This window comes from Rhodococcus sp. 06-1474-1B (genome assembly GCF_002258885.1).
Lineage (GTDB): Bacteria > Actinomycetota > Actinomycetes > Mycobacteriales > Mycobacteriaceae > Rhodococcoides > Rhodococcoides fascians.
In genome coordinates this window covers 126076-148151 of record NZ_NOYR01000028.1, presented here as the reverse complement: position 1 = coordinate 148151, position 22076 = coordinate 126076, and the positions used below count along the sequence as shown (strand labels likewise).

The 22076-nt window shown below is 64.7% G+C and carries 26 protein-coding genes; 7 read left to right on the top strand and 19 right to left on the bottom strand.

Features of this window, described 5'->3' with window-relative positions:
• Window positions 1–22: 22 nt before the first annotated feature.
• The 3 genes from CH266_RS17670 (at window position 23) to mycP (ending at window position 4074) form a co-directional block, all read left to right on the top strand.
• Window positions 23–1012, top strand: a complete 990-nt coding sequence (locus tag CH266_RS17670; protein WP_032388205.1) for an LLM class flavin-dependent oxidoreductase — start codon at window positions 23–25, stop codon at window positions 1010–1012.
• 126 nt (window positions 1013–1138) lie between these two features.
• Window positions 1139–2695 carry a type VII secretion integral membrane protein EccD gene (eccD, locus tag CH266_RS17665; protein WP_094715842.1) on the top strand — a complete coding sequence of 519 codons (1557 nt, stop codon included), beginning with the start codon at window positions 1139–1141 and terminating at the stop codon, window positions 2693–2695.
• Window positions 2656–4074, top strand: coding sequence for a type VII secretion-associated serine protease mycosin (gene mycP / locus CH266_RS17660; RefSeq protein WP_176457135.1), 1419 nt, complete (start codon window positions 2656–2658; stop codon window positions 4072–4074). The genes eccD and mycP overlap by 40 nt, the downstream gene beginning before the upstream one ends.
• A 22-nt stretch (window positions 4075–4096) precedes the next feature.
• Here mycP and eccB read toward each other — a convergent pair whose 3' ends face one another.
• Window positions 4097–5551, bottom strand: a complete 1455-nt coding sequence (eccB, locus tag CH266_RS17655; RefSeq protein ID WP_032383663.1) for a type VII secretion protein EccB — start codon at window positions 5549–5551, stop codon at window positions 4097–4099.
• On the opposite strand from eccB, the gene eccE reads away from it, so the two are divergent.
• Entirely contained in the window at window positions 5545–7374 is a 1830-nt protein-coding gene (gene eccE, locus CH266_RS17650; protein WP_094715841.1) for a type VII secretion protein EccE, read from the top strand. The two genes, eccB and eccE, sit on opposite strands and share 7 nt — an antisense overlap.
• 5 nt (window positions 7375–7379) lie before the next feature.
• Here eccE and CH266_RS17645 read toward each other — a convergent pair whose 3' ends face one another.
• From CH266_RS17645 to infA, 9 genes are all read right to left on the bottom strand, one after another.
• Entirely contained in the window at window positions 7380–7973 is a 594-nt protein-coding gene (locus CH266_RS17645; protein ID WP_230591651.1) for an NADPH-dependent FMN reductase, read from the bottom strand.
• Window positions 7970–8866 (bottom strand): tRNA pseudouridine(38-40) synthase TruA, encoded by an 897-nt coding sequence (gene truA, locus CH266_RS17640; protein WP_032400137.1) that lies wholly within the window; start codon window positions 8864–8866, stop codon window positions 7970–7972. The genes CH266_RS17645 and truA overlap by 4 nt, the downstream gene beginning before the upstream one ends.
• 5 nt (window positions 8867–8871) lie before the next feature.
• Window positions 8872–9459, bottom strand: coding sequence for a 50S ribosomal protein L17 (gene rplQ, locus CH266_RS17635; protein ID WP_027496333.1), 588 nt, complete (start codon window positions 9457–9459; stop codon window positions 8872–8874).
• Window positions 9460–9493: 34 nt separating this feature from the next.
• The gene (locus CH266_RS17630) at window positions 9494–10558 is read right to left on the bottom strand and encodes a DNA-directed RNA polymerase subunit alpha (protein WP_027496332.1); all 1065 of its coding nucleotides are present in this window, start codon (window positions 10556–10558) and stop codon (window positions 9494–9496) included.
• Window positions 10559–10657: 99 nt separating this feature from the next.
• On the bottom strand, window positions 10658–11263 hold the full coding sequence (gene rpsD / locus CH266_RS17625; RefSeq protein ID WP_008718223.1) for a 30S ribosomal protein S4: 606 nt from the start codon (window positions 11261–11263) through the stop codon (window positions 10658–10660).
• Window positions 11264–11284: 21 nt separating this feature from the next.
• Window positions 11285–11698 carry a 30S ribosomal protein S11 gene (gene rpsK, locus CH266_RS17620; RefSeq protein ID WP_027496331.1) on the bottom strand — a complete coding sequence of 138 codons (414 nt, stop codon included), beginning with the start codon at window positions 11696–11698 and terminating at the stop codon, window positions 11285–11287.
• Window positions 11698–12072 (bottom strand): 30S ribosomal protein S13, encoded by a 375-nt coding sequence (gene rpsM / locus CH266_RS17615; RefSeq protein ID WP_027496330.1) that lies wholly within the window; start codon window positions 12070–12072, stop codon window positions 11698–11700. Before rpsM ends, rpsK begins: the two co-directional genes overlap by 1 nt.
• 204 nt (window positions 12073–12276) lie before the next feature.
• On the bottom strand, window positions 12277–12390 hold the full coding sequence (gene rpmJ, locus CH266_RS17610; protein WP_025347279.1) for a 50S ribosomal protein L36: 114 nt from the start codon (window positions 12388–12390) through the stop codon (window positions 12277–12279).
• Window positions 12391–12478: 88 nt separating this feature from the next.
• Window positions 12479–12700, bottom strand: a complete 222-nt coding sequence (infA, locus tag CH266_RS17605) for a translation initiation factor IF-1 (RefSeq protein WP_005140011.1) — start codon at window positions 12698–12700, stop codon at window positions 12479–12481.
• Between the two features lie 298 nt (window positions 12701–12998).
• Here infA and CH266_RS17600 point away from each other — a divergent pair, with 298 nt between their 5' ends.
• On the top strand, window positions 12999–13886 hold the full coding sequence (locus CH266_RS17600) for a glycosyltransferase (protein ID WP_176457134.1): 888 nt from the start codon (window positions 12999–13001) through the stop codon (window positions 13884–13886).
• A gap of 17 nt (window positions 13887–13903) precedes the next feature.
• Here the strand turns inward: CH266_RS17600 and map are convergent, their stop codons facing one another.
• The 9 genes from map to rpsH all read right to left on the bottom strand — a co-directional run bounded on the left by map (window position 13904) and on the right by rpsH (window position 19592).
• Window positions 13904–14701 carry a type I methionyl aminopeptidase gene (gene map, locus CH266_RS17595; RefSeq protein WP_027496329.1) on the bottom strand — a complete coding sequence of 266 codons (798 nt, stop codon included), beginning with the start codon at window positions 14699–14701 and terminating at the stop codon, window positions 13904–13906.
• Window positions 14701–15255, bottom strand: a complete 555-nt coding sequence (locus tag CH266_RS17590) for an adenylate kinase (RefSeq protein WP_027496328.1) — start codon at window positions 15253–15255, stop codon at window positions 14701–14703. Before CH266_RS17590 ends, map begins: the two co-directional genes overlap by 1 nt.
• Window positions 15252–16574 carry a preprotein translocase subunit SecY gene (gene secY, locus CH266_RS17585; RefSeq protein ID WP_027496327.1) on the bottom strand — a complete coding sequence of 441 codons (1323 nt, stop codon included), beginning with the start codon at window positions 16572–16574 and terminating at the stop codon, window positions 15252–15254. Before secY ends, CH266_RS17590 begins: the two co-directional genes overlap by 4 nt.
• A 314-nt stretch (window positions 16575–16888) precedes the next feature.
• Complete coding sequence (gene rplO, locus CH266_RS17580; RefSeq protein ID WP_027496326.1) at window positions 16889–17332, bottom strand: 50S ribosomal protein L15; 444 nt, start codon at window positions 17330–17332, stop codon at window positions 16889–16891.
• 2 nt (window positions 17333–17334) lie between these two features.
• Window positions 17335–17514: a 50S ribosomal protein L30 gene (gene rpmD / locus CH266_RS17575; protein WP_008718256.1), complete on the bottom strand. Its 180-nt coding sequence runs from the start codon at window positions 17512–17514 to the stop codon at window positions 17335–17337.
• Entirely contained in the window at window positions 17514–18188 is a 675-nt protein-coding gene (gene rpsE / locus CH266_RS17570) for a 30S ribosomal protein S5 (RefSeq protein ID WP_032365630.1), read from the bottom strand. The genes rpmD and rpsE overlap by 1 nt, the downstream gene beginning before the upstream one ends.
• Window positions 18189–18222: 34 nt before the next feature.
• Window positions 18223–18639 (bottom strand): 50S ribosomal protein L18, encoded by a 417-nt coding sequence (gene rplR / locus CH266_RS17565; protein ID WP_032365631.1) that lies wholly within the window; start codon window positions 18637–18639, stop codon window positions 18223–18225.
• A gap of 1 nt (window position 18640) precedes the next feature.
• Complete coding sequence (gene rplF, locus CH266_RS17560; protein ID WP_027496323.1) at window positions 18641–19180, bottom strand: 50S ribosomal protein L6; 540 nt, start codon at window positions 19178–19180, stop codon at window positions 18641–18643.
• A gap of 13 nt (window positions 19181–19193) precedes the next feature.
• Entirely contained in the window at window positions 19194–19592 is a 399-nt protein-coding gene (rpsH, locus tag CH266_RS17555; RefSeq protein WP_008718266.1) for a 30S ribosomal protein S8, read from the bottom strand.
• A gap of 396 nt (window positions 19593–19988) precedes the next feature.
• Between rpsH and CH266_RS17550 the strand changes: the two genes are divergently transcribed.
• Window positions 19989–21356: a glutamine synthetase family protein gene (locus CH266_RS17550; RefSeq protein WP_052055029.1), complete on the top strand. Its 1368-nt coding sequence runs from the start codon at window positions 19989–19991 to the stop codon at window positions 21354–21356.
• A gap of 1 nt (window position 21357) precedes the next feature.
• The gene (locus tag CH266_RS17545; protein ID WP_094715839.1) at window positions 21358–22056 is read left to right on the top strand and encodes a DUF6885 family protein; all 699 of its coding nucleotides are present in this window, start codon (window positions 21358–21360) and stop codon (window positions 22054–22056) included.
• The last annotated feature ends 20 nt before the right edge of the window (window positions 22057–22076 follow it).

The following is a 22076-nucleotide window of genomic DNA, read 5'->3' as shown; positions in this document are numbered from 1 at the left end:
GACGAACGAAAGGTCGGCTTCCGTGTCCGTACCCCTGTCCATCCTCGATCTCGCACACGTGGGCGAGGGCGAAACAATCCGAGACAGTTTCGACGCCAGCGTGACGCTCGCCCAGCATGCCGAGAACTGGGGTTACCAGCGCATCTGGTACGCCGAACATCACAACATGAAGACGATCGCATCGTCGGCGACATCGGTGTTGATCGGGCACGTGGCCGCACACACGAAGCGAATTCGACTCGGCTCCGGCGGGATCATGCTTCCCAACCACGCGCCGCTCACCATCGCCGAGCAGTTCGGCACGTTGGCCACGTTGTTCCCGGACAGGATCGATCTCGGACTGGGCCGCGCCCCCGGCAGCGACCAGGTGACCATGCGCGCCATGCGCCGCGACCCGGCGTCCTCGGACCGATTCCCTCAGGACGTCCAGGAGCTGCAGGGGTACCTGTCTCACCAGTCCCTCGTCCCCGGGGTCAGTGCCACGCCGGGTGCCGGCACCGAGGTGCCGCTGTACATCCTCGGATCGTCTCTCTTCGGCGCACAGCTCGCGGCAGCCCTCGGCCTGCCGTATGCATTCGCGTCGCATTTCGCACCCGACGCACTCGAACAGGCCGTGGAGATCTATCGCCGCGACTTCCGTCCGTCGGCGCAGCTGTCCGAACCTCACCTCATCGTGGGCGTCAACGTGATCGCTGCGGACACCGTCGCCGAGGCTCAGGCCCAGTTCCTCCGAACCAAGAGAAGCCGCGTGAGCCTGCTGCTCGGACGGGGTCGCACCTTCACCGACGAGGAAGCCGACATGGTGCTGGAAGCACCTGCGGGGCAACAGATCTCGAAGATGACGAAGTACTCGGCCGTCGGGACACCCGACATGGTCAGGGAGTACCTCGACCGATTCGCCGAACGCACGGGAGCAGACGAGTTGATCGTCGCCTCGGGCGTCTCCGATCGTCGATCCTGGCTCAGGTCGTTCGAGCTGCTGGCCCAGGTGAGCGAGCTGGTTCCTGCCTGACTGCTGCGAGCAGGTCTCGGCGGAGGCGACGAGCGGTCGAGTGTCGGCGTGATGTCGTAGGGTGTGGACGCACGATGCCCGGGGGCGGGCATCGACAGTGCATTGCACGCATCCGGGGGGATATCCATGACACGCGCCGACAGCCGTCCCGCAACGACGAACACACCGTCCGACGCAGCCGAACCGACCATCGCATCGGACCCGGCCCGACGTGCGCAGGGGCTGCGTGCCGTCTTCGCCCAGGACGTGTGCCGGGTGACGGTGTCGGCGAGGTCGACCCAGGTTGATATGGCACTGCCCGTGGACGTTCCGGTGTCGCTGTTGATTCCGGGGATCGTCGATATGATCGCGTCACGAGCGGAGCCTGCGGAAGGACCGGGTCCGGTCGGGAGCCGGACCGCGGACTCCGGATCCGACGGGTTGTCGGGGGCCTGGACACTGTCCCGTATCGGACGTCCGCCGCTACCGTCCACGTCCACACTGTCGGAACTGGGCGTACGTGACGGCGACCTGCTCGTGTTGGGTGTCGCCGCGCGTCCGGCACCGACTCCGTTGTTCGACGATCTCATGGATGCCGTGGCCCGTTCCGGCACCGACGACGTTGCTCAGTGGACCGCGCGTACTGCACGCACGGTCGGTTCGATCATCACGGGCTCGACGGTGCTGCTCGCCTGCGGAATCGTTCTGAGTGACCCGGTTCGATCCGGTGCCGAGAACACGAGCAGCCCGGTCGAGGCAGTCGCCGCGGTCACGGCCGCGGTCCTGTTCGCCGTTGCGGGGATGATCCTCGGCCGGCTGTACGAGCAGGTGGCCGTCGCGGTGCTTTTCGGGGGATGCGCGTCGGCGCTGATGTTCACCGGTGGAACTCTGTTCGTGCCCGGCCAGTTCGGGGCAGCTCACGTGATGTTGGGTTCGGCCATGGCCGGCTCGATGGCGCTGTTGTCTCTGCGAATCGGCGGTGCCGGGCTCGCCGTGTTCACCGGGTCGATCGTAATGGCAGTGTCGGCGTTCGCCGCGGCGGTCTGCGCGTTGTTCACCGTGATGACGCCGGCGGCCATCGGTACCGTCGCAGCACTGGTAGGTCTGACCGGAATCGCCGTGTCGGCCCGACTGTCGATGATGCAGGCGCGGCTTCCGTTGCCTCCGGTTCCCACCGCCGGTGCCCCACTGAACACCGCCCAGGAGGCAGAGCTCGATTCGATGTCGTTCGCAGATCTGCAGGTGGCAGCCACGCGCGCACGGAGCTACCTGACGGGATTGCTCACGGCGTTCACGATCGTGGTGGTGATGGGAGTACTCGCTGCGGCGGCGAGCGACACCGCGACCGGTTCCGGGTGGCCCGGCATCGCCCTCGCCGCACTGTGCGCGCTGGTGCTACTTCTGCGCGGACGCACGTATGCCGTTGTGACACATGCCGTCCCACTCGTCGGTGGTGGTGCGGTCGTCCTGTTCTCGCTCTCGGTCGGGGCAGTGATCACATTTCCGGACCGTGCACTCGAGTTGTTCGGCGCGGCGTTGGCCGCCGCCGTCGTCGCATCCGTGTTCGGAGCCCTGGTTCCGACCCGCAACTATTCGCCGGTGATGCGGCGATCGGCCGAACTGGTGGAATACGCCGCGATCGCCCTCGTCATTCCGATCGCAGTATGGGTGTGCGGTCTGTACAGCGTCGTCCGCGGACTGTGACCGCGCGCCGGCGTCGAGCGCACACCGTTGCCGCGCTCACCGTCCTGACCCTCACCTACGAAGCCCTGATGGGACCGTCCTTCGCGCACGCCGAACGCCCGCTCATCGATCCGGTGCAACTGCCACCGCCAAGCCCTCCCGCGCCTTTGGAACCGACCGAGCAGAAGAACGCGTGCGCCGTCCCCTCCGAAACGATCGACGCCCAGGAAATTCCGACGGCGCAGCAAGCACTCGACTTCGCGTCCGTGTGGCCGATCACTCGCGGAGCCGGGCAACTGATTGCCGTCATCGATACGGGCGTCACGCCTCACCCACGTCTGCCGGGTCTGATTCCTGGGGGCGACTACGTCGGCACCGCCGACGGATTGTTCGACTGTGACGCGCACGGCACGATGGTGGCCGGTCTCATCGCCGCGCAGACGGCCTCGGGCAGCGGTTTCGCCGGCGGCGCTCCGGACGCCCGCATCCTGTCGATCCGTCAGTCCAGCAACGTGTTTCAAGTCGTGGACAACAGGACCGACCAGGAGAAGTCGACCGAACCCGAGAACGCTGCCGGGTACGGAAACGTACGGACGATGGCCATGGCAATCCGGACGGCGGCCGACGCAGGCGCATCGGTCATCAACATCTCCGAAGTGGCGTGCGTACCGGCCGGCGCAGGCGTCGCCGACGGCCCACTCGGCGCAGCAGTGCAGTACGCCGTTCGCGAGAGAAACGTCGTCGTCGTGGCCGCGGCGGGCAACTTCGGAAGCGACGCGTGCAGGGCACAGAACCCCATGCCCGACCCGGTCCGGCCCGAGGCGGACCCGTGGGAAGGGTTTGCGACCATCGCGACACCTGCCTGGTTCGACGACGTGTTGACCGTCGGTTCGGTCGAGTTGGACGGTTCGCCCTCGTCGTTCAGCCTGGCCGGACCATGGGTGGACGTGGCTGCTCCGGGCTCCAACATGACGTCGCTGTCACCGGCGGGCAACGGTCTGGCCAACGGCATTCGGGGCACCGACGGCGTAGTACCGATGACCGGAACCAGTTTCGCCGCACCGCTCGTCGCTGCGACAGCGGCACTGGTGCGGGCGTACAGGCCCGATCTGTCCGCTCTCCAAGTGATCGACCGCATCGAGCGAACAGCTCATGCGGCGGCCGACGGATGGAATCCGTCGGTCGGCCACGGCGTCGTCGATCCACTCGCTGCGGTGACCGACGTCGTGACACCGACGCAGCGAACCGTCCCCGCAGATGCGGTCGCGATCGGTGCGCCGCTCCCACCGCCCGCCGCCGATCATCGGCCACGCGATGCGGCGGTGACCGGGTCGGTGGTGGTCGCGGTGATTCTGGGTCTCGGAACGGCAGTCTCCATTCCCCTGCGCCGACGGCTGTGATCGGCCCGCCCACTCGCCGGGACTACTTGGACGGAAGCGCGGCTGCCTGCGGGTCCGCCGCGACCCCGTCGTGCATGGTCAGCGCCTGACCACGCCCCAGAGTCGGCCCGCTGCCCAGCAACTGCAGAATCTGCCACGGTGCAGGAGCCGGGAGTCCGAAGCCCAATGCCGACGCTGCATCCGCACCCTCGACTCCGTAGCGAACTCCCGTGTCGGCGACGAAGAAGACGCCGTCCTGACGGGTACTGGCAGTCGAGATACCGGTGCTTCGAACGAATCCGCCGCTACCCGGTGACAGATGGACCTGGTCGACCGAATCACCGCCGCCGTCCGCCTGAGCCAGTTCCACCGGTGAAGCGGTGGTATCGAGTGGCAACGACCGTCCTGCGGATTCGACCAGCTGCGCAGTCGGCCCACCGTCGGCGACATCGAGTGGTGACCATGTCAGACACCCGACCGGCCGCCGGCCCGAGTCGACGATGTCGGGAGTCGTCGGCGGGAAGGTCGATACGTCGAGCCCGGACATCGTCTTGGGAGCGTCGGCCAGGACGTCGGGATTGACGGCCGCGATGTCGGGGCTGCCCTGCGAGTCGGCGAACTTGACGAGTAGGGCTGCGGTTTCGCTGATGGCTTGGATGCCGTCCTCGAGCACGACGTAGTACCGAACGTCGCGGCCGGCAACCTTGACCACGGAGCCGATAGGCCGGTTGTCGAACGGGTAGGCGGGGATCTCACCCGCTCGCGCTATGAACGGAGCCGTCACCGCAGGCACCTGCGGTACCGCGTTGAGCAGACCGGCACTGACCGGCGTCGGCGTCGCATCCTCGAGACCCAGCGCGCGAACGACAGCTCTGTCCGCCAGATCGACCGGCGACTTGGTGCCGTCGTGGACGAGATACGCCGCACCGCCCGAAGTCCACAGGAATGCCTCGGATGGGCCGAGCGCAGCCGCGTTCTCGCCGTAGCGGGGCTCCCCCACGATCACTGTCGTCGACGTGACGCCGGCGATCGGATCGACGGTGTCGCACACGGTCCACGACTCGGCCTCGCCGTCCGGGTCGTGCGGCAGCGCCGACGGGGCACCGGGAATTCCGACCAGCGCACCGCGAGGTCGCGACGCCAGTTCCGACTCCTTCACCGTCACAGGGTTGTCGGGCCTTCCCACGATCAACCGCGCCGAAGCCAGGTTCAGCACCGGATGGAACACGCCGTCGACGCTGACGAACATGGCGGCCGACTCCTTACCGACCACGATCGACGCGTCGCCGATCTTGTCCTGAGGCCGAAACAGCGCCAGGGCAGCGCAGCCCGCCAGACCCACGCATGCGACGACGACACCCACCATGAGCGCGCGCGACTGCGACTTCATCGGGTCGTGCAACATCCGCGCGTCGCGCCTGATGAGGGCATGTTCCATTCGTCGGACGAGAAAGCGGTATCCGCCGACCTGCCATTTCGTCGTCGGAGTAGATGCCACGATTCCTCCCCAGGATTGTGCCGACCCGATCCCCCATCGGGTCACGCGACACAGTACAGTTCGTCCGCACCCATCGGCGACCGCGTCGGCGACGATCGATCGGGCTGCAACCTTCGGGGGGAGGGTATGTGATGACGCGTTCGAGGAGACGACGGCGCACGTCGGTCGTGTCGTTCGCCGTGCCAACTGTTCGAGGGTTGTTCGCGGCCGAAATAACTACTTTGACAACAACTCTCGCCCTACTCGCGGCCGACGTTCCCGTCGAGTGGACGCTCACCGCCGCAGCGACGGTGTCGCTCGTACCGTTCGTCGCCTTTCGGCGAACGTCGATCGCCGGCTGGCTGGTCGTCGCTCTGCGCTTCGGATCCGGCCGAGTCCCTGCCGTCGGGGTGACAACAGAACATGTCGACCCCGACGGCCGGCCCGTCGGTGTGCACTGGCAGCGCGATACCGTCACGTGCACCGTGGAGATCATTGCACCGGAACACGACACGACGGTGCTGGCGCGAACGCGAGCCGACACACGACACACGCTGCCCATCGAGGCGTTGACGTCGTGCTTACGGCAACACGACGTCGAGGTTGCCGCAATCGACATCGTCGCGCTCGGGTTTCGAACCGCCGACGGTTCGGTGGCCACCGACGTGTACGAGGGCCTCATCGGCCCGTTGCCCGCCGTCGCGCAGCGGACGGTGTGGGTGTCCGTCACTCTGGACGTACGAGCCAACGCCCGGGCGATGGCAGCGAGGGGCACGGGCCGGACGGGGGCGGCCCGAACCGCGGTCGTTGCAGCCCTCCGCATTGCACGCGCCTTGGAGTCTCATGGACTGTCCACACGGCTGTCGACGGCCACAGAACTCCGAGCCGCGGCATTGCACCTGAGCCGGGGTGTCGACACCGACGACCTGACTCAGGTGTGGTCCTACGCTCCATTGCCCGGCGTCGCGAGTACGGGTTACGGAATCGATTGCAGCACAATCACTGTCGAGGATCTTTCGGCCTTGTGGGCGACACCGTCGCTGGGTACGACCATGTCCGTTCACCTGCGCCCCACCGACGAGCCGAGCCGCGTCCGCGTTCGTGCGTCGTGCAGATTCGCTGCGCGAGAGGCAATCTCGAGGCCCGATGTTGCTTCACTGACCTCGATGGCCGGACGTCAACGAGACGGCATTCTCGCTCAATTGCCACTGGCTGTGGCAACACACTCGGCAGTGATGCCGGTCGGAACCCTCTCGACCTCCGCACTGCAGGCCTGGGCGTTCCCGGTGAGTGGTTGCGGCCAACTACTGGGATCGGATACGAACGGAAACGGTGTGGCAGTGCGGATCTTCGGGGCGAACCTGCCGCGGGTCAGCATCGTGGGCGAGCTCTACCTCGCCCAACAGCTTCTGTTCCGAGCCGTGGCGATCGGAGCGCGAGTTGTCGTCAGAACGGACAGACCGCACGCCTGGGGAGCCCTCCGCGACGCCATCGGGGAGCCCGAGCGGTTTCTGGTCGACAGCGACCACACACGGGTGCGGCCCTCGTACGACGTCGTCGTGGTCGACTTCGCAGACGGCTCCATCTCGCTCGATCACCAATATGTCCCCGGCGTCACTGTGATCTCGCTGACCGAGCACGAACCGCCGCATGATCCGGCGGCACCCGGGCCGACCCGACAGAGATTCGCCGCGACACTGTCGATCGTTCAGCCGCGTGCGTCCGGTGACCGTATTCGGGTGCGTTCGGGTCCGATCGACATCGAACTGACGCTGGTCACCATTCCGCAGGAAACGGCGTTCATCGGTCGACCGAGAAGTCTTCGACCCGCCGTCCGAGACTGACAGTGTCAGCCGGGGTACGGGACGCGCGCCCGTGCGCTCGACACTGCGCCGGCCCACCACTCGAGTTGGTCGAGCAATCGCCCCAAGGAGTCGACAGCAGCGGGATCGTCGACGCCACCGGCCTCGTCGAAACGCCGACGCACGCGATGGAGTGATACCGAATCCCGTACCGACACCATGTGTAGCTCTGCGGCGATGAGGCGCAGTTGCTCGGTCGCTCGCACACCACCCGCCAGACCGCCATAGGAAACGAATCCCACTGGCTTGGAACGCCATTCGTACTTCACCGTGTCGAGCGCGGTCTTCAGCGAGCCGGGCACAGCGTGGTTGTATTCGGGAGTGACGAGGACGAACGCGTCGGCCTCGCCCACGATGCGGGTGAAACGTTCGGAGCCCTCGCTCGACGTCAAGCTGTTCGGGAGATCGAAGTCCGCGAGATCGACATCCACAACCGTGAGAGAGTCGCGCGCCGACGCCACGCTGCGTACCCAGGATGCGACGGTGGGGCCCACCCGCCCCGCCCGAACACTGCCGGTGACCACCGCGAGACGAATCGGCTGCATCGTGTCGGCACCGGACCCGGCGCGATCGTCGCTCATCCTTCTCCTCCACAACATTCGTCGCCGACTATTGCCGGTCGAGTCTCCCGGGTGGCAGCATTGCGCGCGGCCAACATGTCGGCGGGTGGATAGTCGACCCGCACCAGGGCAAGTCCGTGGGCCGGGGCCACTGCCACCTCGCTCGCACGTTCTCGACGACCGAGCAGGGAACGTGCCCAGTCGGGGGTTCGTCGTCCTTCACCGACGGCCTGCATCGCCCCGACCAGACTGCGCACCATCGACCAGCAGAACGCATCGGCGCTGACGTACGCGGTCAATCGATCCCCCTCGCGTTCCCAGTCGAAGCGCTGCAGTTCTCGCACCGTCGTGGCACCGTCTCGCCTCTTGCAGAACGCTGCGAAATCGTGCAGTCCGATCAGTGCCTGCGACGCCTCGCGTACCGCGTCCAGATCGATCGGCCGAGGCCAGGACACGACTCCGGCGACATCCAGAGGATCGACGCCGTAGAGCGCTGTGCCGAATCGGTACTCGTAGTGACGGCGATATGCCGAGAACCGAGCGTCGAAGTCGGGCGAGACCCCCGTGATCGCACGAACCCGGACGTCGGCGGGAAGGAAGCGCGCCATTCTTCGAATCAACCGGTCGTGCTCGTCCGGCACACCCACGGCGTCGAAATGTGCAACCTGACCGGTCGCGTGAACTCCGGCGTCGGTTCGACCGGCCACCGTCAGCTCGACCGGTTGACGGAGCACAGTGGAGAAAGCCTCCTCGAGCACGCCGCACACGGTTCGGATACCGGGTTGCCGAGCCCAGCCGGAGAAGTGCGTGCCGTCGTACGAGATGTCGAGCCGGTATCTGGTGGGGACCGACAAAGCGGGCCCGCCATCTCCTGAGGAAATGGCGGGCCCGCTTCGGTCGTGCTCGGAGCTCACAAGGACTAGTCCTTCTTCGCATCCTCGGCCTCGGGGGCGTCCGACGCGTGAGCGTCGTTGTCCTCGATGCCTTCGATGACTGCGTCGGCGTTGGCCACCTCGGCGTCGGTCGCGTCGGCTTCGACAGCCTCGACGACGTTGTCGTCTGCCGTGTCTTCGGCCGGAGCCTCGGTTGCGGCGGGAGCAGCCTTCGATGCCTTCACGCGGCGTGCGCGGTCGGCTTCGTTGGACACCGTCTGCTCGTTGACGAGCTCGATGATGGCCATCGGCGAGTTGTCACCCTTACGGGGGACGGTCTTGATGATGCGCGTGTAGCCACCGTCGCGATCGGCGAAGAAAGGCCCGATCTCGGCGAAGAGCTTGTGCACGACATCTTTGTTGTTGATCGTCTTGAGAACCTCACGACGATGGGCCAGATCACCCTTCTTGGCATGGGTGACGAGCTTCTCGGCGTGAGGACGAAGGCGCTTGGCCTTCGACTCGGTGGTGGTGATGCGGCCGTGCTCGAAGAGTGACGTCGCCAGGTTGGCCAGGATGGCCTTCTGGTGTGACGCCGACCCGCCGAGACGGCGGCCCTTGGTGGGCTTGGGCATGATGAATCTCCTAGTAAGAGCTCCAGCGAGCTGATTACAGCTGTTCTGTCTCGGCGTAGTCCTGCTCGGCGCCTTCGGTATCGCCGAAGGAGCCTGCGTCGGTGTCACTCCACGTGCCGGTGGTGGCGTCGTAGCCAGGCACGGTGCTCGGATCGAACGACGCGGGGCTGTCCTTGAGGGAAAGGCCGAGCGAGTGCAGCTTGACCTTCACCTCGTCGATGGACTTCTGCCCGAAGTTACGGATGTCGAGCAGATCGGACTCGGTACGACCAACCAACTCACCGACGGTGTGAACACCTTCGCGCTTGAGGCAGTTGTAGGAACGAACCGTCAGGTCCAGATCCTCGATGGGGAGTCCGAAGGATGCGATGTGATCGGCCTCGGCGGGCGAGGGTCCGATCTCGATGCCTTCTGCTTCGACGTTCAGCTCACGGGCGAGGCCGAAGAGCTCAACCAGGGTCTTGCCCGCCGAAGCGAGCGCGTCCCGCGCGGTGATGGAATTCTTGGTCTCCACGTCGAGAACGAGCCGATCGAAGTCGGTGCGCTGTTCGACGCGGGTGGCCTCCACCTTGTAGGTGACCTTGAGCACGGGCGAGTAGATCGAGTCGACCGGAATACGGCCGATCTCGGCACCCGATGCCTTGTTCTGAACGGCGGGGACGTAGCCGCGACCGCGCTCGACGACGAGCTCGATCTCCAACTTGCCCTTGTCGTTCAGGGTCGCGATGTGCAGATCCGGATTGTTCACCGTGACGCCGGCCGGAGGCACGATGTCGCCTGCGGTGACAGCGCCGGGGCCCTGCTTGCGGACGTACATGGTGACCGGCTCGTCTTCTTCGGAGCTCACAACGAGTCCCTTGAGGTTCAGGATGATGTCGGTGACATCTTCCTTGACTCCGGGAACGGTGGTGAATTCGTGGAGGACGCCGTCGATACGGATGCTGGTGACAGCAGCGCCGGGGATCGACGACAGCAGGGTGCGGCGGAGCGAGTTGCCGAGTGTGTAACCGAAGCCGGGCTCGAGCGGCTCGATGACGAATTTCGAGCGGTTGTCGGCGATGACCTCTTCGGTCAGCGTCGGGCGCTGTGAAATGAGCATTCTGTGTTCCTCCTGTACGGGCGTCCGCTATTTGACGCCCACGTGTGGAGGCGAAGACGCATGTGAGCCTCGCGGGGAGACTCACATGCGTGCTGCGCCTTACTTCGAGTAGTACTCGACGATGAGCTGCTCCTGGAGCGGCACATCGATCTGTGCGCGCTCCGGCACCCGGTGAACCAGGATGCGAAGACGGTTGGGGACGACCTGCAGCCACGGAGCCACCGGACGATCGCCGTAGCTCTCACGAGCGATCTGGATCGGCAGGGTCTGCGCGGACTTCTCGCGGACATCGATGATGTCGTACTGCGAGACGCGGTAGCTGGGGATGTCCACTCGCTTGTTGTTCACGAGGAAGTGGCCATGGGTGACCAGCTGGCGTGCCTGACGACGCGTACGTGCGAGACCCGCACGGTAGACGACGTTGTCGAGGCGAGTCTCGAGGATGGTCAGCAGGTTCTCACCGGTCTTGCCGGCGGCCCTGTTGGCTTCCTTGTAGTACAGACGGAACTGCTTCTCCATGACGCCGTAGGTGAAGCGAGCCTTCTGCTTCTCCTGCAGCTGGAGCAGGTACTCGCTCTCCTTGATCCGCGCGCGGCCGTGCTGGCCGGGCGGGTAGGGACGACGCTCGAACGCCTGGTCGCCTCCGACGAGGTCGACGCGCAGACGACGCGACTTGCGGGTGATAGGACCGGTATAACGTGCCATTTTCTAAACCTTTCCTTCCCGCTAGACCCGACGCCGCTTGGGCGGACGGCAGCCGTTGTGCGGCTGAGGGGTGACATCGGAGATGGTGCCGACCTCGAGGCCTGCGGCCTGAAGTGAGCGGATCGCGGTCTCACGGCCGGAGCCGGGACCCTTGACGAACACGTCGACCTTCTTGACGCCGTGCTCCTGAGCCTTGCGCGCAGCGTTCTCGGCTGCGAGCTGTGCGGCGAACGGAGTCGACTTGCGCGAGCCCTTGAAGCCCACGTGTCCCGAGGACGCCCACGAGATGACGTTTCCGGCGGGGTCGGTGATCGACACGATCGTGTTGTTGAACGTGCTCTTGATGTGCGCAGATCCGTGCGGGACGTTCTTCTTGTCCCTGCGACGCGTCTTCTGCGCCTTCTTCGGACCGGTACCGCGTGCTTTGGGGGGCATTACTTCGCCTTCTTCTTGCCGGCAATGGTGCGCTTGGGTCCCTTACGGGTACGCGCATTGGTCTTGGTGCGCTGTCCACGGACGGGCAGACCACGACGGTGGCGAAGACCCTGGTAGCAGCCGATTTCGATCTTGCGTCGGATGTCGGCCTGCACCTCGCGGCGCAGATCGCCCTCGACCTTGAGGGACTCGTTGATGTAATCGCTGAGCTTGCGCAGATCGTCGTCGCCGAGATCCTTGCTGCGCAGGTCGGGGCTGACGCCCGTTGCTGCGAGAATTTCCTTGGAGCGGGTACGGCCGACGCCGTAGATGTAAGTCAGTGCGATCTCCATGCGCTTTTCGCGCGGCAGATCCACACCTGCGAGACGTGCCATGTGGCATTTCCTTTTCTTGTCCGGAGGTCTGCTCCCAGTCCGTCCCCTGTGTCCTTCTCACCGCTGGGGTGGGAAGCGTCTTTCAACAAACTCAGTGGGGCCCCGGCCTCCGTGCCGGGGGTCTGCCGCAACGCGTGTGTTGCGGTTGGTGCTGGGAGGTCATCTTCTAGCTGTTGCCAAGCCGACGTGCGTGATGCTCGGTGGTTATCCCTGACGCTGCTTGTGACGCAGGTTGTCGCAGATCACCATGACGCGTCCGTTACGACGAATCACCTTGCACTTCTCGCAGATCTTCTTGACGCTCGGCTGAACCTTCACGTCGTTGATCTCCTGTGTGTAGCTCGGACGCGCTGCGAGCAGCGGACCGAGCATGGTTCTCCCCGACCGGACATGGCCGAGGAAGCTCTTACTTGTAGCGGTAAACGATGCGTCCACGCGTGAGGTCGTAGGGCGAAAGCTCTACCACGACGCGATCCTCGGGAAGGATGCGGATGTAGTGCTGACGCATCTTTCCGCTGATGTGGGCGAGTACCTTGTGGCCGTTTTCGAGCTCAATGCGAAACATCGCATTGGGCAGCGGTTCGACAACTCGGCCCTCTACCTCGATAGCACCGTCTTTCTTGGCCATATCCTCCGCGATCCTGGCTCTCACACCTGGTTGATTGCATCTGTTTCCGTTACCGTGATGCCCACTGACCGACTCCTCGGAACCGAGTCGGAGTATCGCCGGAGGGCCGCACAGCCCTCGAGGCATGCGAACATCCGGTACGCAGGGCGCACCGTCGATCTATGTTACCGGCAAAGACAGATCTGGCCAAATGCGCGCGAAGCGGGCACGAAACGCGTCGGATGGCGACGTTAGATTAACTGAGCTAACCTTTCGTCCGCCCGCCATCGTTCAGCCACCGAGCCCGCAAGGTGCCCTCTTGAGTTCCAACCCGTCCGGCCCAGCCGTCTCCGTGATCATTCCCGTACACAACGCCAGAGATGTGCTCGACGAGCAACTACGCGCGCTCGCACACCAGGACTACGACGGCCCGTTCGAGGTCGTCGTCAGCGACAACGGCTCGACCGACGGAGTGCGCGAGTTCGTGGAGGACCACGCACTACGGGCCCACTTGAATCTGAAGTACGTCGATTCGTCCGGCACCCCAGGCGCGTCGCATGCCCGCAATCGCGGAGCGGAAGCAGCCGAGGGCCCGCTGCTGGCCTTCTGCGATGCCGACGACGTCGTACACCCGACATGGCTGCGGCGCATCACCGCCGAACTGGACAGCTACGACCTCGTGGGAACCGGCCTGAGCACCGAGGCGCTGAACTCCGAAGCGACGCGCGCCGCAGTTCCGTTCGCCCCACCTTCGAATCAGGGCAAGTCGCCCTTTCGCCCGTTCGTCATCGGGGCGAGTATGGCGTGCCGCGCGTCGACCTACCGAGATCTCGGCGGGATGCTCGAATTCGTTCATGCCAGCGAGGACATGGAATTCTCCTGGCGCGCACAGCAATCGGGTGCCCGCCTGCACTTCATAGCCGAGCCGCTGGTCGAATATCGTTTGCGCACCGGCCGCCGGGACAATTGGAAGCAGGCCGGGGCACTGGGATACGGATCGGCCCACGTCCGCGGAATGTATCGGGCTGCCGGATGCCCGCCCTTCCGAATCCGCACAATTTCCGTAGCGCTCCTCGCGCTCGCGGTACGAAACCCATTGCTGCCGACCGCAGTGACTCGGATGCCGACTCGCCTCTGGCTACGCCTGACGGCCGCCCACCTCGGACTCATCCGAGGGGGCCGCCGGTACTCGTCACTCACCTGGTGAGCGTTGACCTGGTAGTTCTAACGAGGCCGAACCGTCAGGATTCGCGGGCCGTCCTCGGTCACCGCGACCGTGTGTTCCCAGTGCGCCGCACGAGAACCATCGGTGGTCACCACGGTCCACCCGTCGTCGAGAATGTCGGTCTCGTAGGTACCGAGCGTCAACATCGGTTCGATGGCCAGCGTGGAACCCACCACGAGCTCCGGTCCTTTGCCCGGCGCGCCCTCGTTCGCGAGGAACGGGTCCATATGCATTTCGCGGCCGATTCCGTGGCCGCCGTAACCGTCGACAATTCCGTATTTGCGACCGTGAGCATCCTCGGCCGCGTGCGTACCGGACTCGATGGCGTGGGAGATGTCGGTCAGACGATTGCCGGGGATCATCGCAGCGATCCCGGCCTCCATGGAAAGCCTGGTCGCGTCGCTCAGCAACGCATCGGCCTCGATGATGTCGCCGACGCCGAACGTCCACGCCGAATCTCCGTGCCAACCGTCCAGAACGGCACCGCAGTCGATGGACACGAGATCACCGGCGACCAACAACTCGTCCGCCGACGGAATGCCGTGCACGACGCGGTCGTTCACCGAGGAGCAGATGCTGCCGGTGAAACCGTGGTACCCCAGGAAAGAGGGCACCGCACCGGCATCACGGATGACCGCCTCGGCAACTCGGTCGAGTTCGAGCGTCGAGACCCCGGGCTTGGCTGCATCTCGTACGGCGACGAGAGCGGCACCTACCACGGCACCGGCTGCCGCCATCGCGTCGAGCTCACCGGCGCTCTTGAACGGGACAACTTTTCGTTTACGGCCGAACGCCATTACTTGCCGTGGTCCTCGATGGACTTCAGCGCGCGGGCGTTGACTTCGTCCACCTCACCGATCGCATCGACGGTGACCAGCTTGTCGGAGTAGTAGTCCAACAGCGGTGCCGTCTCGTCGCGGTATACCTTGAGCCGATTACGGATGACGTCCTCTTTGTCGTCCTCACGGCCGCGCGCCAGCATGCGGTCCACGACGACGTCCTCGTCGACGACAAAGGACAGCACCGCATCGAGATGCGCGTTCAGGTCGGAGAGGATGTCGACCAGAGCTTCGGCCTGGCCGACCGAACGCGGGAAACCGTCGAGCAGGAATCCGTTGACGGCGTCGGGCTCGGCGAGTCGACTGCGCACCATGTCCACGGTGAGTTCGCTCGGCACGAGGTCGCCCGCGTCGAGGTACTTCTTCGCTTCCAATCCGAGCGGGGTCTTCTCGCCGATGTTGGCGCGAAAGAGATCGCCTGTCGAAATGTGTGGCACGCCCAGCTTCTCGGAGAGGAGGACGGCCTGAGTGCCTTTGCCGGCACCGGGGGGACCGAGCAGAACAAGTCTCACTTGAGGAACCCTTCGTAGTTACGCTGCATCAGCTGGCTTTCGATCTGCTTGACGGTGTCGAGGCCCACGCTGACCATGATCAACACGGCGGTACCACCGAACGGAAGGTTTTGAGCTCCGCCCGAACTGCCGATGTCGAGGAACAGGTTGGGAAGCACCGCAATGGTGCCCAGGTACACCGCACCGGGCAGCGTGATGCGACTGAGAACGTAGTTGAGGTAATCGGCTGTCGGCTTACCCGGTCGGATGCCCGGGATGAATCCACCGAACTTCTTCATCTCGTCGGCCCGCTCTTCGGGGTTGAACGTGATCGCCACGTAGAAGTACGTGAAGAAGACGATCAGCCCGAAGAAGATAGCGATGTACACCGGGTTCGCCGGGTTCACCAGATACTCGTTGATGATCCGCTGCCACCAGCTCGGATCGGTTGCGGTGCTGGCGGACGTGAGCTGGGCGATGAGATTTGGTAGGTAGAGGAGCGAGGACGCGAAGATCACCGGGATGACGCCGGCCTGGTTGACCTTGAGCGGCAGATACGTGGACGAGCCGCCGTACATCTTCCGGCCGACCATGCGCTTGGCGTACTGGACCGGGATTCGGCGCTGACCCTGCTCGACGAAGACCACACCGGTGATGATGAGGAACGCTGCGAAGCAGACGAACCCGAAGACCAACCCGCCGCGGCTCTCCAGAATCGAGTTGCCCTCGGACGGGATGCGCGAGGCAATTCCGGCGAAGATCAGCAGCGACATTCCGTTGCCGACACCGCGCTCGGTGATGACCTCGCCGAACCACATCACGACGGCTGCGCCTGCAGTCATGACCAGCACGATGATGACGAGCCCGAAGATGGACTGGTCGGCGATGATGTCCTGCTGACATCCCTGGAGCAACTGGCCGCGCGAAGCGAGGGCCACCAGGCCGGTCGCCTGCAGGATGGCCAGTGCGATCGACAGGTAACGCGTGTACTGCGTCATCTTGGCCTGGCCCGACTGTCCCTCCTTGCGGAGTTCCTCGAACTTGGGGATGACGACGGTGAGCAGCTGCACGATGATGCTGGCGGTGATGTACGGCATGATGCCGATCGCGAACACCGAGAGCTGGAGGAGCGCTCCACCGGAGAACAAGTTGATCAACGAGTAGATGCCCGCCGAATCTCCACCGGAGACCTGGTCGATGCATGCTCGGACATTGGCGTAGTCGACACCCGGCGACGGCAGTGTTGCACCGAAGCGATACAGGGCCACCAGACCGAGCGTGAAGAGGATCTTCCGTCTCAGGTCAGGAGTCCTGAGGGCCGACACGAAGGCGGAAAGCAAAGATCCTCCTGGCACGACTGCGTTGACGCCGCGAGTGCTTCGTCGGGAGCGACTGATGCTCCCGTGAGCCTCACGAGCATGGACTGCGGACGACATGCGTCGACCGCATCGATACGAACTTCTCTGAACTCTAGAACTCTAACAGTGCGCATCGAACGGACCGACGGTCAGTGTTGGACCCTGGCCGATCGGTCGACACACACGACATTCCGTGTAGGCAACGATGGCCGCAGCTCAGCTACGAGAGCTGTGGCTGCGGCCATCGTCACGAACTGCTGCTCGACGCGCTGCTACTCAGCACATCGAAGCAATGCTCATACCTCGGTTGCAGAACCGCCGGCAGCGGCGATCTTTTCCTTGGCGGAGCCCGTGAACTTGTTGGCCGAGATATCGACCTTCACGGTGAGGTTTCCGTCTCCGAGAACCTTGACGAGCTCGTTCTTGCGAACAGCTCCCTTGGCGATCAGCTCGGGGATACCGATCTGACCACCCTCGGGGAACAGGCGCTCGATGTCGCGCAGGTTCACGACCTGGAACACGACACGGTTGCGGTTGGTGAAGCCCTTGAGCTTCGGGAGCCGCATGTGGAGGGGCATCTGGCCACCCTCGAAGCGTGCCGGCACGTTCTTGCGTGCGCCGGTTCCCTTGGTACCGCGACCTGCGGTCTTGCCGCGCTTGCCACCTTCACCACGGCCGACGCGAATCTTCGTCGACTTGGATCCGGCTGCGGGGCGCAGGTGGTGCAGTTTGATGGTCATGGTTAGACCTCCTCAACAGTTACGAGGTGGCGCACCGTGTTGACCAGTCCGCGGTTCTGCGGGTTGTCCTCGCGGACGACCGTCTGGCGGATGCCCTTGAGCCCGAGAGTACGCAGGCTGTCACGCTGGTTCGCCTTCTGGCCGATGGTGCTCTTGATCTGAGTGACCTTCAGCTGAGCCATTACTTCACCGCTCCTGCCTGTGCGCGTGCGCGCAGCATTCCGGCGGGTGCAACCTCTTCGAGGGTCAGGCCGCGGCGAGCCGCAACTTCCTCGGGACGCTGCAGACCCTTGAGGGCTGCGACGGTCGCGTGCACGACGTTGATGGCGTTGTCGCTACCGAGCGACTTCGACAGCACGTCGTGGACACCGGCGCACTCCAACACTGCGCGAACAGCACCACCGGCGATGACGCCGGTACCGGCGCTGGCCGGACGCAACATGACGACGCCGGCAGCGGCTTCGCCCTGGATGGGGTGGGTGATGGTGCCGGCGATCATCGGGACGCGGAAGAAGCTCTTGCGAGCCTCTTCGACACCCTTCTGGATGGCCGCGGGAACTTCCTTGGCCTTGCCGTAGCCGACGCCGACCAGTCCGTTGCCGTCACCGACGATGACGAGGGCGGTGAAGCTGAAGCGTCGACCACCCTTGACCACCTTGGAGACGCGGTTGATCGTGACGACCTTCTCGATGAAGTTCGACTTGTCCGCAGCGTTGCCGCCACGGCCGTTGTCACGACGATCGCGACCGCCACCACCGCGGTTGTCGCCGCGCTGGTTGTTGTCGCCACCTGCGTTGGGGCCACTGTTCTGTCCGGCGGGGCCGCTTCCGCCGTCACGCCGTTGACGTCCCGGCATCAGGCTGTCCTTCCGTTGTCAGTCATTGTCATCATCAGAACGTCAACCCGCCTTCGCGGGCAGCGTCTGCGAGTGCCGCGATGCGGCCGCTGTAGTTGTTGCCGCCGCGGTCGAACACGACTGCCTCGACGCCGGCTGCCTTCGCACGGCTGGCGATGAGCTCGCCGACCTTCGCGCTGACGGCCTTCTTGTCGCCCTCGAGTGCGCGCACATCGGCTTCGATGCTCGACGCGCTGGCCAGCGTGTGGCCCGCCAGGTCGTCGATCAACTGCACGTGGATGTGACGCGAGGACCGGTTGACGACCAAGCGCGGACGCTCGGGCGTTCCGGAGATCTTCTTGCGAAGGCGGAAGTGACGACGTGCCTTCGACAGGCGACGCTTCGTCGAGACGTCGGTGCCGCGCGGTGTGCGCTTGACGACGTTCGCCTTGTCTGCTGTTTGCTGGCTCATATCACTTACCCGTCTTTCCGACCTTGCGGCGGATCACTTCACCCTCGTAGCGGATGCCCTTGCCCTTGTACGGGTCCGGACGCCGCAGACGACGAATGTTGGCAGAGATCTGACCGACCTTCTGCTTGTCGATGCCGACAACGGTGAATCGCGTGGGCGACTCGACCGTGAACGTGATGCCCTCGGGTGCTTCGATCAGCACGGGATGGCTGTAACCGAGTGCGAACTCGAGGTCCTTGCCCTTGAGTACGACGCGGTAACCGACGCCGTGAATCTCCATCTTGGTGGTGTAACCGTTGGTGACACCGGTGATGAGGTTCGCGACGAGAGTGCGCGAGAGACCATGCAGCGAGCGGCTCTTACGCTCGTCGTCGGGCCGAGTGACGGCGATGGTGCCGTCGTCGGCGCGGGCGATCTTGATGGGCTCGGCGACTGTCAGGCTCAGGGCACCCTTGGGGCCCTTGACCGCAACGTCCTGGCCGTCGATGGTGATATCGACGCCAGCGGGGACTGCGACCGGCAATTTTCCAATACGTGACATGGTGTGGCCTCCCCTACCAGACGTAGGCGAGGACTTCTCCGCCCACACCCTGCTTGGCAGCCTGACGCTCCGTGAGCAGACCGGTGGACGTGGAGATGATCGCCACGCCCAGGCCGCCGAGAACCTTGGGCAGATTGGTGGATTTTGCGTACACCCGGAGACCGGGCTTGGAGACGCGTCGCACGCCGGCGAGGCTGCGCTCACGGCTCGGGCCGTACTTCAGATCGACGATGAGGGTCTTGCCCACCTCGGCGTCTTCCGTGCGGTAATCGGAGATGTAGCCCTCGCGCTTGAGGATCTCGGCGATGTTCGCCTTGAGCTTCGAGTGGGGAAGCTTCACCTCGTCGTGGTACGCCGAGTTGGCGTTGCGCAGACGGGTCAAGAAGTCTGCAATTGGATCGGTCATCGTCATGGTGTGACCTGTGCACCTTTCTCGCAGCGGTTCCCATGCAGCACGCGCGGGCTGGTGCCTTCCGGTTCCGGAGAACCCATCGGGCCTGGCTCGTCACATCGTGGGCCTACAGCGAAGTGAACATGTCCTGACCGACTGTTGCCGGTCAGGGGTTGCGCTCCAAGCAATGCATCGCTGCACTGCCAGGTGTTACGAGCTTCCGCATGTTCAATGCTGACGTACGGAGAACTCGAGGTTGCGTTTCTATTGCAAGGACTCGCGTGCAGGCACGACGAAGCCCGGGCAACCGCTCTAGTGTAGGCATCGCGCACCCGAAGACCAAATCGCCTTACCATTGCGCGACAGCTCGGGTCCAGTCGGACACCCCGACGAGCACTTCTTCGCTAACGTCGGACCATGACGGACTCGAAGGCAGTCGACATCGACCACCTCACCCACACTCTGCGTGACCGCAACATCGCCGGGGTGACGATCGGCTGGGTCGACAACAACGGCATCGTCCGATCACGCACCGTGCCCACCGCAGAATTGACTGCAGTCGCACGGCGTGGAGTGGGAGTCACCGCGGTGTTCGCGGTATTCGATTCGCATGACGGGATCACATTCGCCCACGAAGGACTGTCGACGCCGTCCGGCGATGTGCGGTTGATTCCGGTGATCGGGAGCGCGTCGAGCGTGGTCGCCCTGTCCGGACAGCCGGGGCTGGCCTGGGCGCACGGACGACAGGTCTCGGCGGACGGCACACCGTGGCCCTACGATCAGCGCTCAGTTCTCGAGCGGCAGGTGCAGAAGGCGTCCGATGCCGGTTTCGAGGTACGGGCCGGATTCGAGATCGAGTTTGCCCTGACTCGCGAGTCGGACGGACTGTCCGCTCATCGCGGACCTGCCTACTCGGCGAACGCACTCTGCGATGTCGATCAATTCGTAGTACTGCTGCTCGAGGCGCTGTCTGCGAATGGCCTCGACATCGGGCAGATTCATGCCGAGTACGGCGGCTCCCAGCTGGAGATCGCATTGAGTCCACTCGATCCGCTTGCTGCGGCCGACGCGCAGGTACTCGCGCGGCAGACCATCCACTCAGCGGCCAAAGCCCAGGGCCTGAGGGCAAGCTTCGCTCCCCTGCCCTCGTCGAGCAGTGCGGGTAACGGATGGCACCTACACACATCACTGGTTCGCGACGGTCACAACGCTCTCACCGGCGACGGAGAGTACGGACTGTCCGACACCGGGCAGGCGTACATCGCGGGCCTCGTTCGAGAACTCCCGGGACTCACAGCCATCACGGCACCGAGTTCGGGGTCACTGCTGCGTCGTCGACCGGGGTACTGGGCAGGTGCCTTCGGATTCTGGGGCGTCGAGAACCGCGAGGCTGCAGTGCGACTCGTACCGGCCACGCCCCTTCTCGGCCCGGAACACACCAACGTCGAATTGAAGGCGTGCGACGCGTCCGCCAATCCGTATCTGGCGCTGGCCGTCACGATCGCGGCCGGTCTGGCGGGAGTGGCGGATTCGGCGCAGTTGCCGTCTCCGGTCCAGGAGGACGTAGGAGGTTGGGACGATGCTCGTCGGGATGCCGCGGGGATCTCGCCTCTCGCAACGACCCACGCGCAGCAGCGCGAAGACCTCCTGTGGTCCGCACTGGTCCGAGACGTGTTGGGCATGGAACTTCTGGGCGCGTTCGTCGCCTGCCGGGACGCCGATGCCACGTGGGCGGAGAGCCATACCGAGGACGAACTGCTCGAATCGTTGCGTTGGATCTACTGAGATGCTGCGCAGGTTCGCCGGGGCAACCACCATCTTCTCGGCCCTCGATCATGCTCTGCCACAACCGGATCAACTCTGCGGACCGTTCTCGGCATCGGTTGCGCTGACGGCCGTCATGGGCGACGACGCACCGGGCGTGACGGCACTCGCGGTCGCGTCGAGGTCCGCGATCTGGCCGGGTGCAATCGACTCGGCCCGTCCTCCCGGAACCCCCCGAATCACCGACGGGTGGGATCTACTGCCGAGAGCCGCATCGATCGACGCAGCCGGGACCACGGCAGCAGGTCTCACGGAGGGCATCGAGACCGCGACCGATCACCGCGTCGCCGTGGTTCCCATCGTGGGGCCCTCCGTCGAGCGATTGCGTCTGCTACTCGACCGTCTTGCCGACGGGCCTTTCCGCTTCGCATCGTTGGCGAATGTACATACTGCAGAGTTGACCGACTTCGACTGGAACGTAGGACATTTCGTGACCGTCTGGGGATTCGATCCAGTCGAGGACGTAGTGGCGATTGCCGACACCTACCGGGAACTCGGAGACCCGGACATGCCGCCTGGATGTAGAACCGTCTCCACCGATGCCCTCGCGTCGGCGATGTCCGAGCGTGGCCTGCTGCTGATCGTCGACAGCCAGGATCATCATGCGGCGGTGGATCTGGTCCGCTCTCTGGATCTACGACACGACGTGTGGTCGGTGTGAAAGTCAGGACCTGAGCAACG

What these genes read in the sequence shown, in the direction of transcription:
- eccD (WP_094715842.1), top strand. Translation starts at nt 1,139, where the DNA reads ATGACACGCGCCGACAGCCGTCCCGCAACGACGAACACACCGTCCGAC.
- mycP (WP_176457135.1), top strand. Translation starts at nt 2,656, where the DNA reads ATGGGTGTGCGGTCTGTACAGCGTCGTCCGCGGACTGTGACCGCGCGC.
- eccE (WP_094715841.1), top strand. Translation starts at nt 5,545, where the DNA reads ATGCCACGATTCCTCCCCAGGATTGTGCCGACCCGATCCCCCATCGGG.
- CH266_RS17645 (WP_230591651.1), bottom strand. Translation starts at nt 7,973, where the DNA reads ATGAGCGACGATCGCGCCGGGTCCGGTGCCGACACGATGCAGCCGATT.
- rplQ (WP_027496333.1), bottom strand. Translation starts at nt 9,459, where the DNA reads ATGCCCAAGCCCACCAAGGGCCGCCGTCTCGGCGGGTCGGCGTCACAC.
- CH266_RS17630 (WP_027496332.1), bottom strand. Translation starts at nt 10,558, where the DNA reads ATGCTCATTTCACAGCGCCCGACGCTGACCGAAGAGGTCATCGCCGAC.
- rpsD (WP_008718223.1), bottom strand. Translation starts at nt 11,263, where the DNA reads ATGGCACGTTATACCGGTCCTATCACCCGCAAGTCGCGTCGTCTGCGC.
- rpsK (WP_027496331.1), bottom strand. Translation starts at nt 11,698, where the DNA reads ATGCCCCCCAAAGCACGCGGTACCGGTCCGAAGAAGGCGCAGAAGACG.
- rpsM (WP_027496330.1), bottom strand. Translation starts at nt 12,072, where the DNA reads ATGGCACGTCTCGCAGGTGTGGATCTGCCGCGCGAAAAGCGCATGGAG.
- infA (WP_005140011.1), bottom strand. Translation starts at nt 12,700, where the DNA reads ATGGCCAAGAAAGACGGTGCTATCGAGGTAGAGGGCCGAGTTGTCGAA.
- map (WP_027496329.1), bottom strand. Translation starts at nt 14,701, where the DNA reads ATGGCGTTCGGCCGTAAACGAAAAGTTGTCCCGTTCAAGAGCGCCGGT.
- rplO (WP_027496326.1), bottom strand. Translation starts at nt 17,332, where the DNA reads ATGACCATCAAACTGCACCACCTGCGCCCCGCAGCCGGATCCAAGTCG.
- rpmD (WP_008718256.1), bottom strand. Translation starts at nt 17,514, where the DNA reads ATGGCTCAGCTGAAGGTCACTCAGATCAAGAGCACCATCGGCCAGAAG.
- rpsE (WP_032365630.1), bottom strand. Translation starts at nt 18,188, where the DNA reads ATGCCGGGACGTCAACGGCGTGACGGCGGAAGCGGCCCCGCCGGACAG.
- rplR (WP_032365631.1), bottom strand. Translation starts at nt 18,639, where the DNA reads ATGAGCCAGCAAACAGCAGACAAGGCGAACGTCGTCAAGCGCACACCG.
- rplF (WP_027496323.1), bottom strand. Translation starts at nt 19,180, where the DNA reads ATGTCACGTATTGGAAAATTGCCGGTCGCAGTCCCCGCTGGCGTCGAT.
- rpsH (WP_008718266.1), bottom strand. Translation starts at nt 19,592, where the DNA reads ATGACGATGACCGATCCAATTGCAGACTTCTTGACCCGTCTGCGCAAC.
- CH266_RS17550 (WP_052055029.1), top strand. Translation starts at nt 19,989, where the DNA reads ATGACGGACTCGAAGGCAGTCGACATCGACCACCTCACCCACACTCTG.
- CH266_RS17545 (WP_094715839.1), top strand. Translation starts at nt 21,358, where the DNA reads ATGCTGCGCAGGTTCGCCGGGGCAACCACCATCTTCTCGGCCCTCGAT.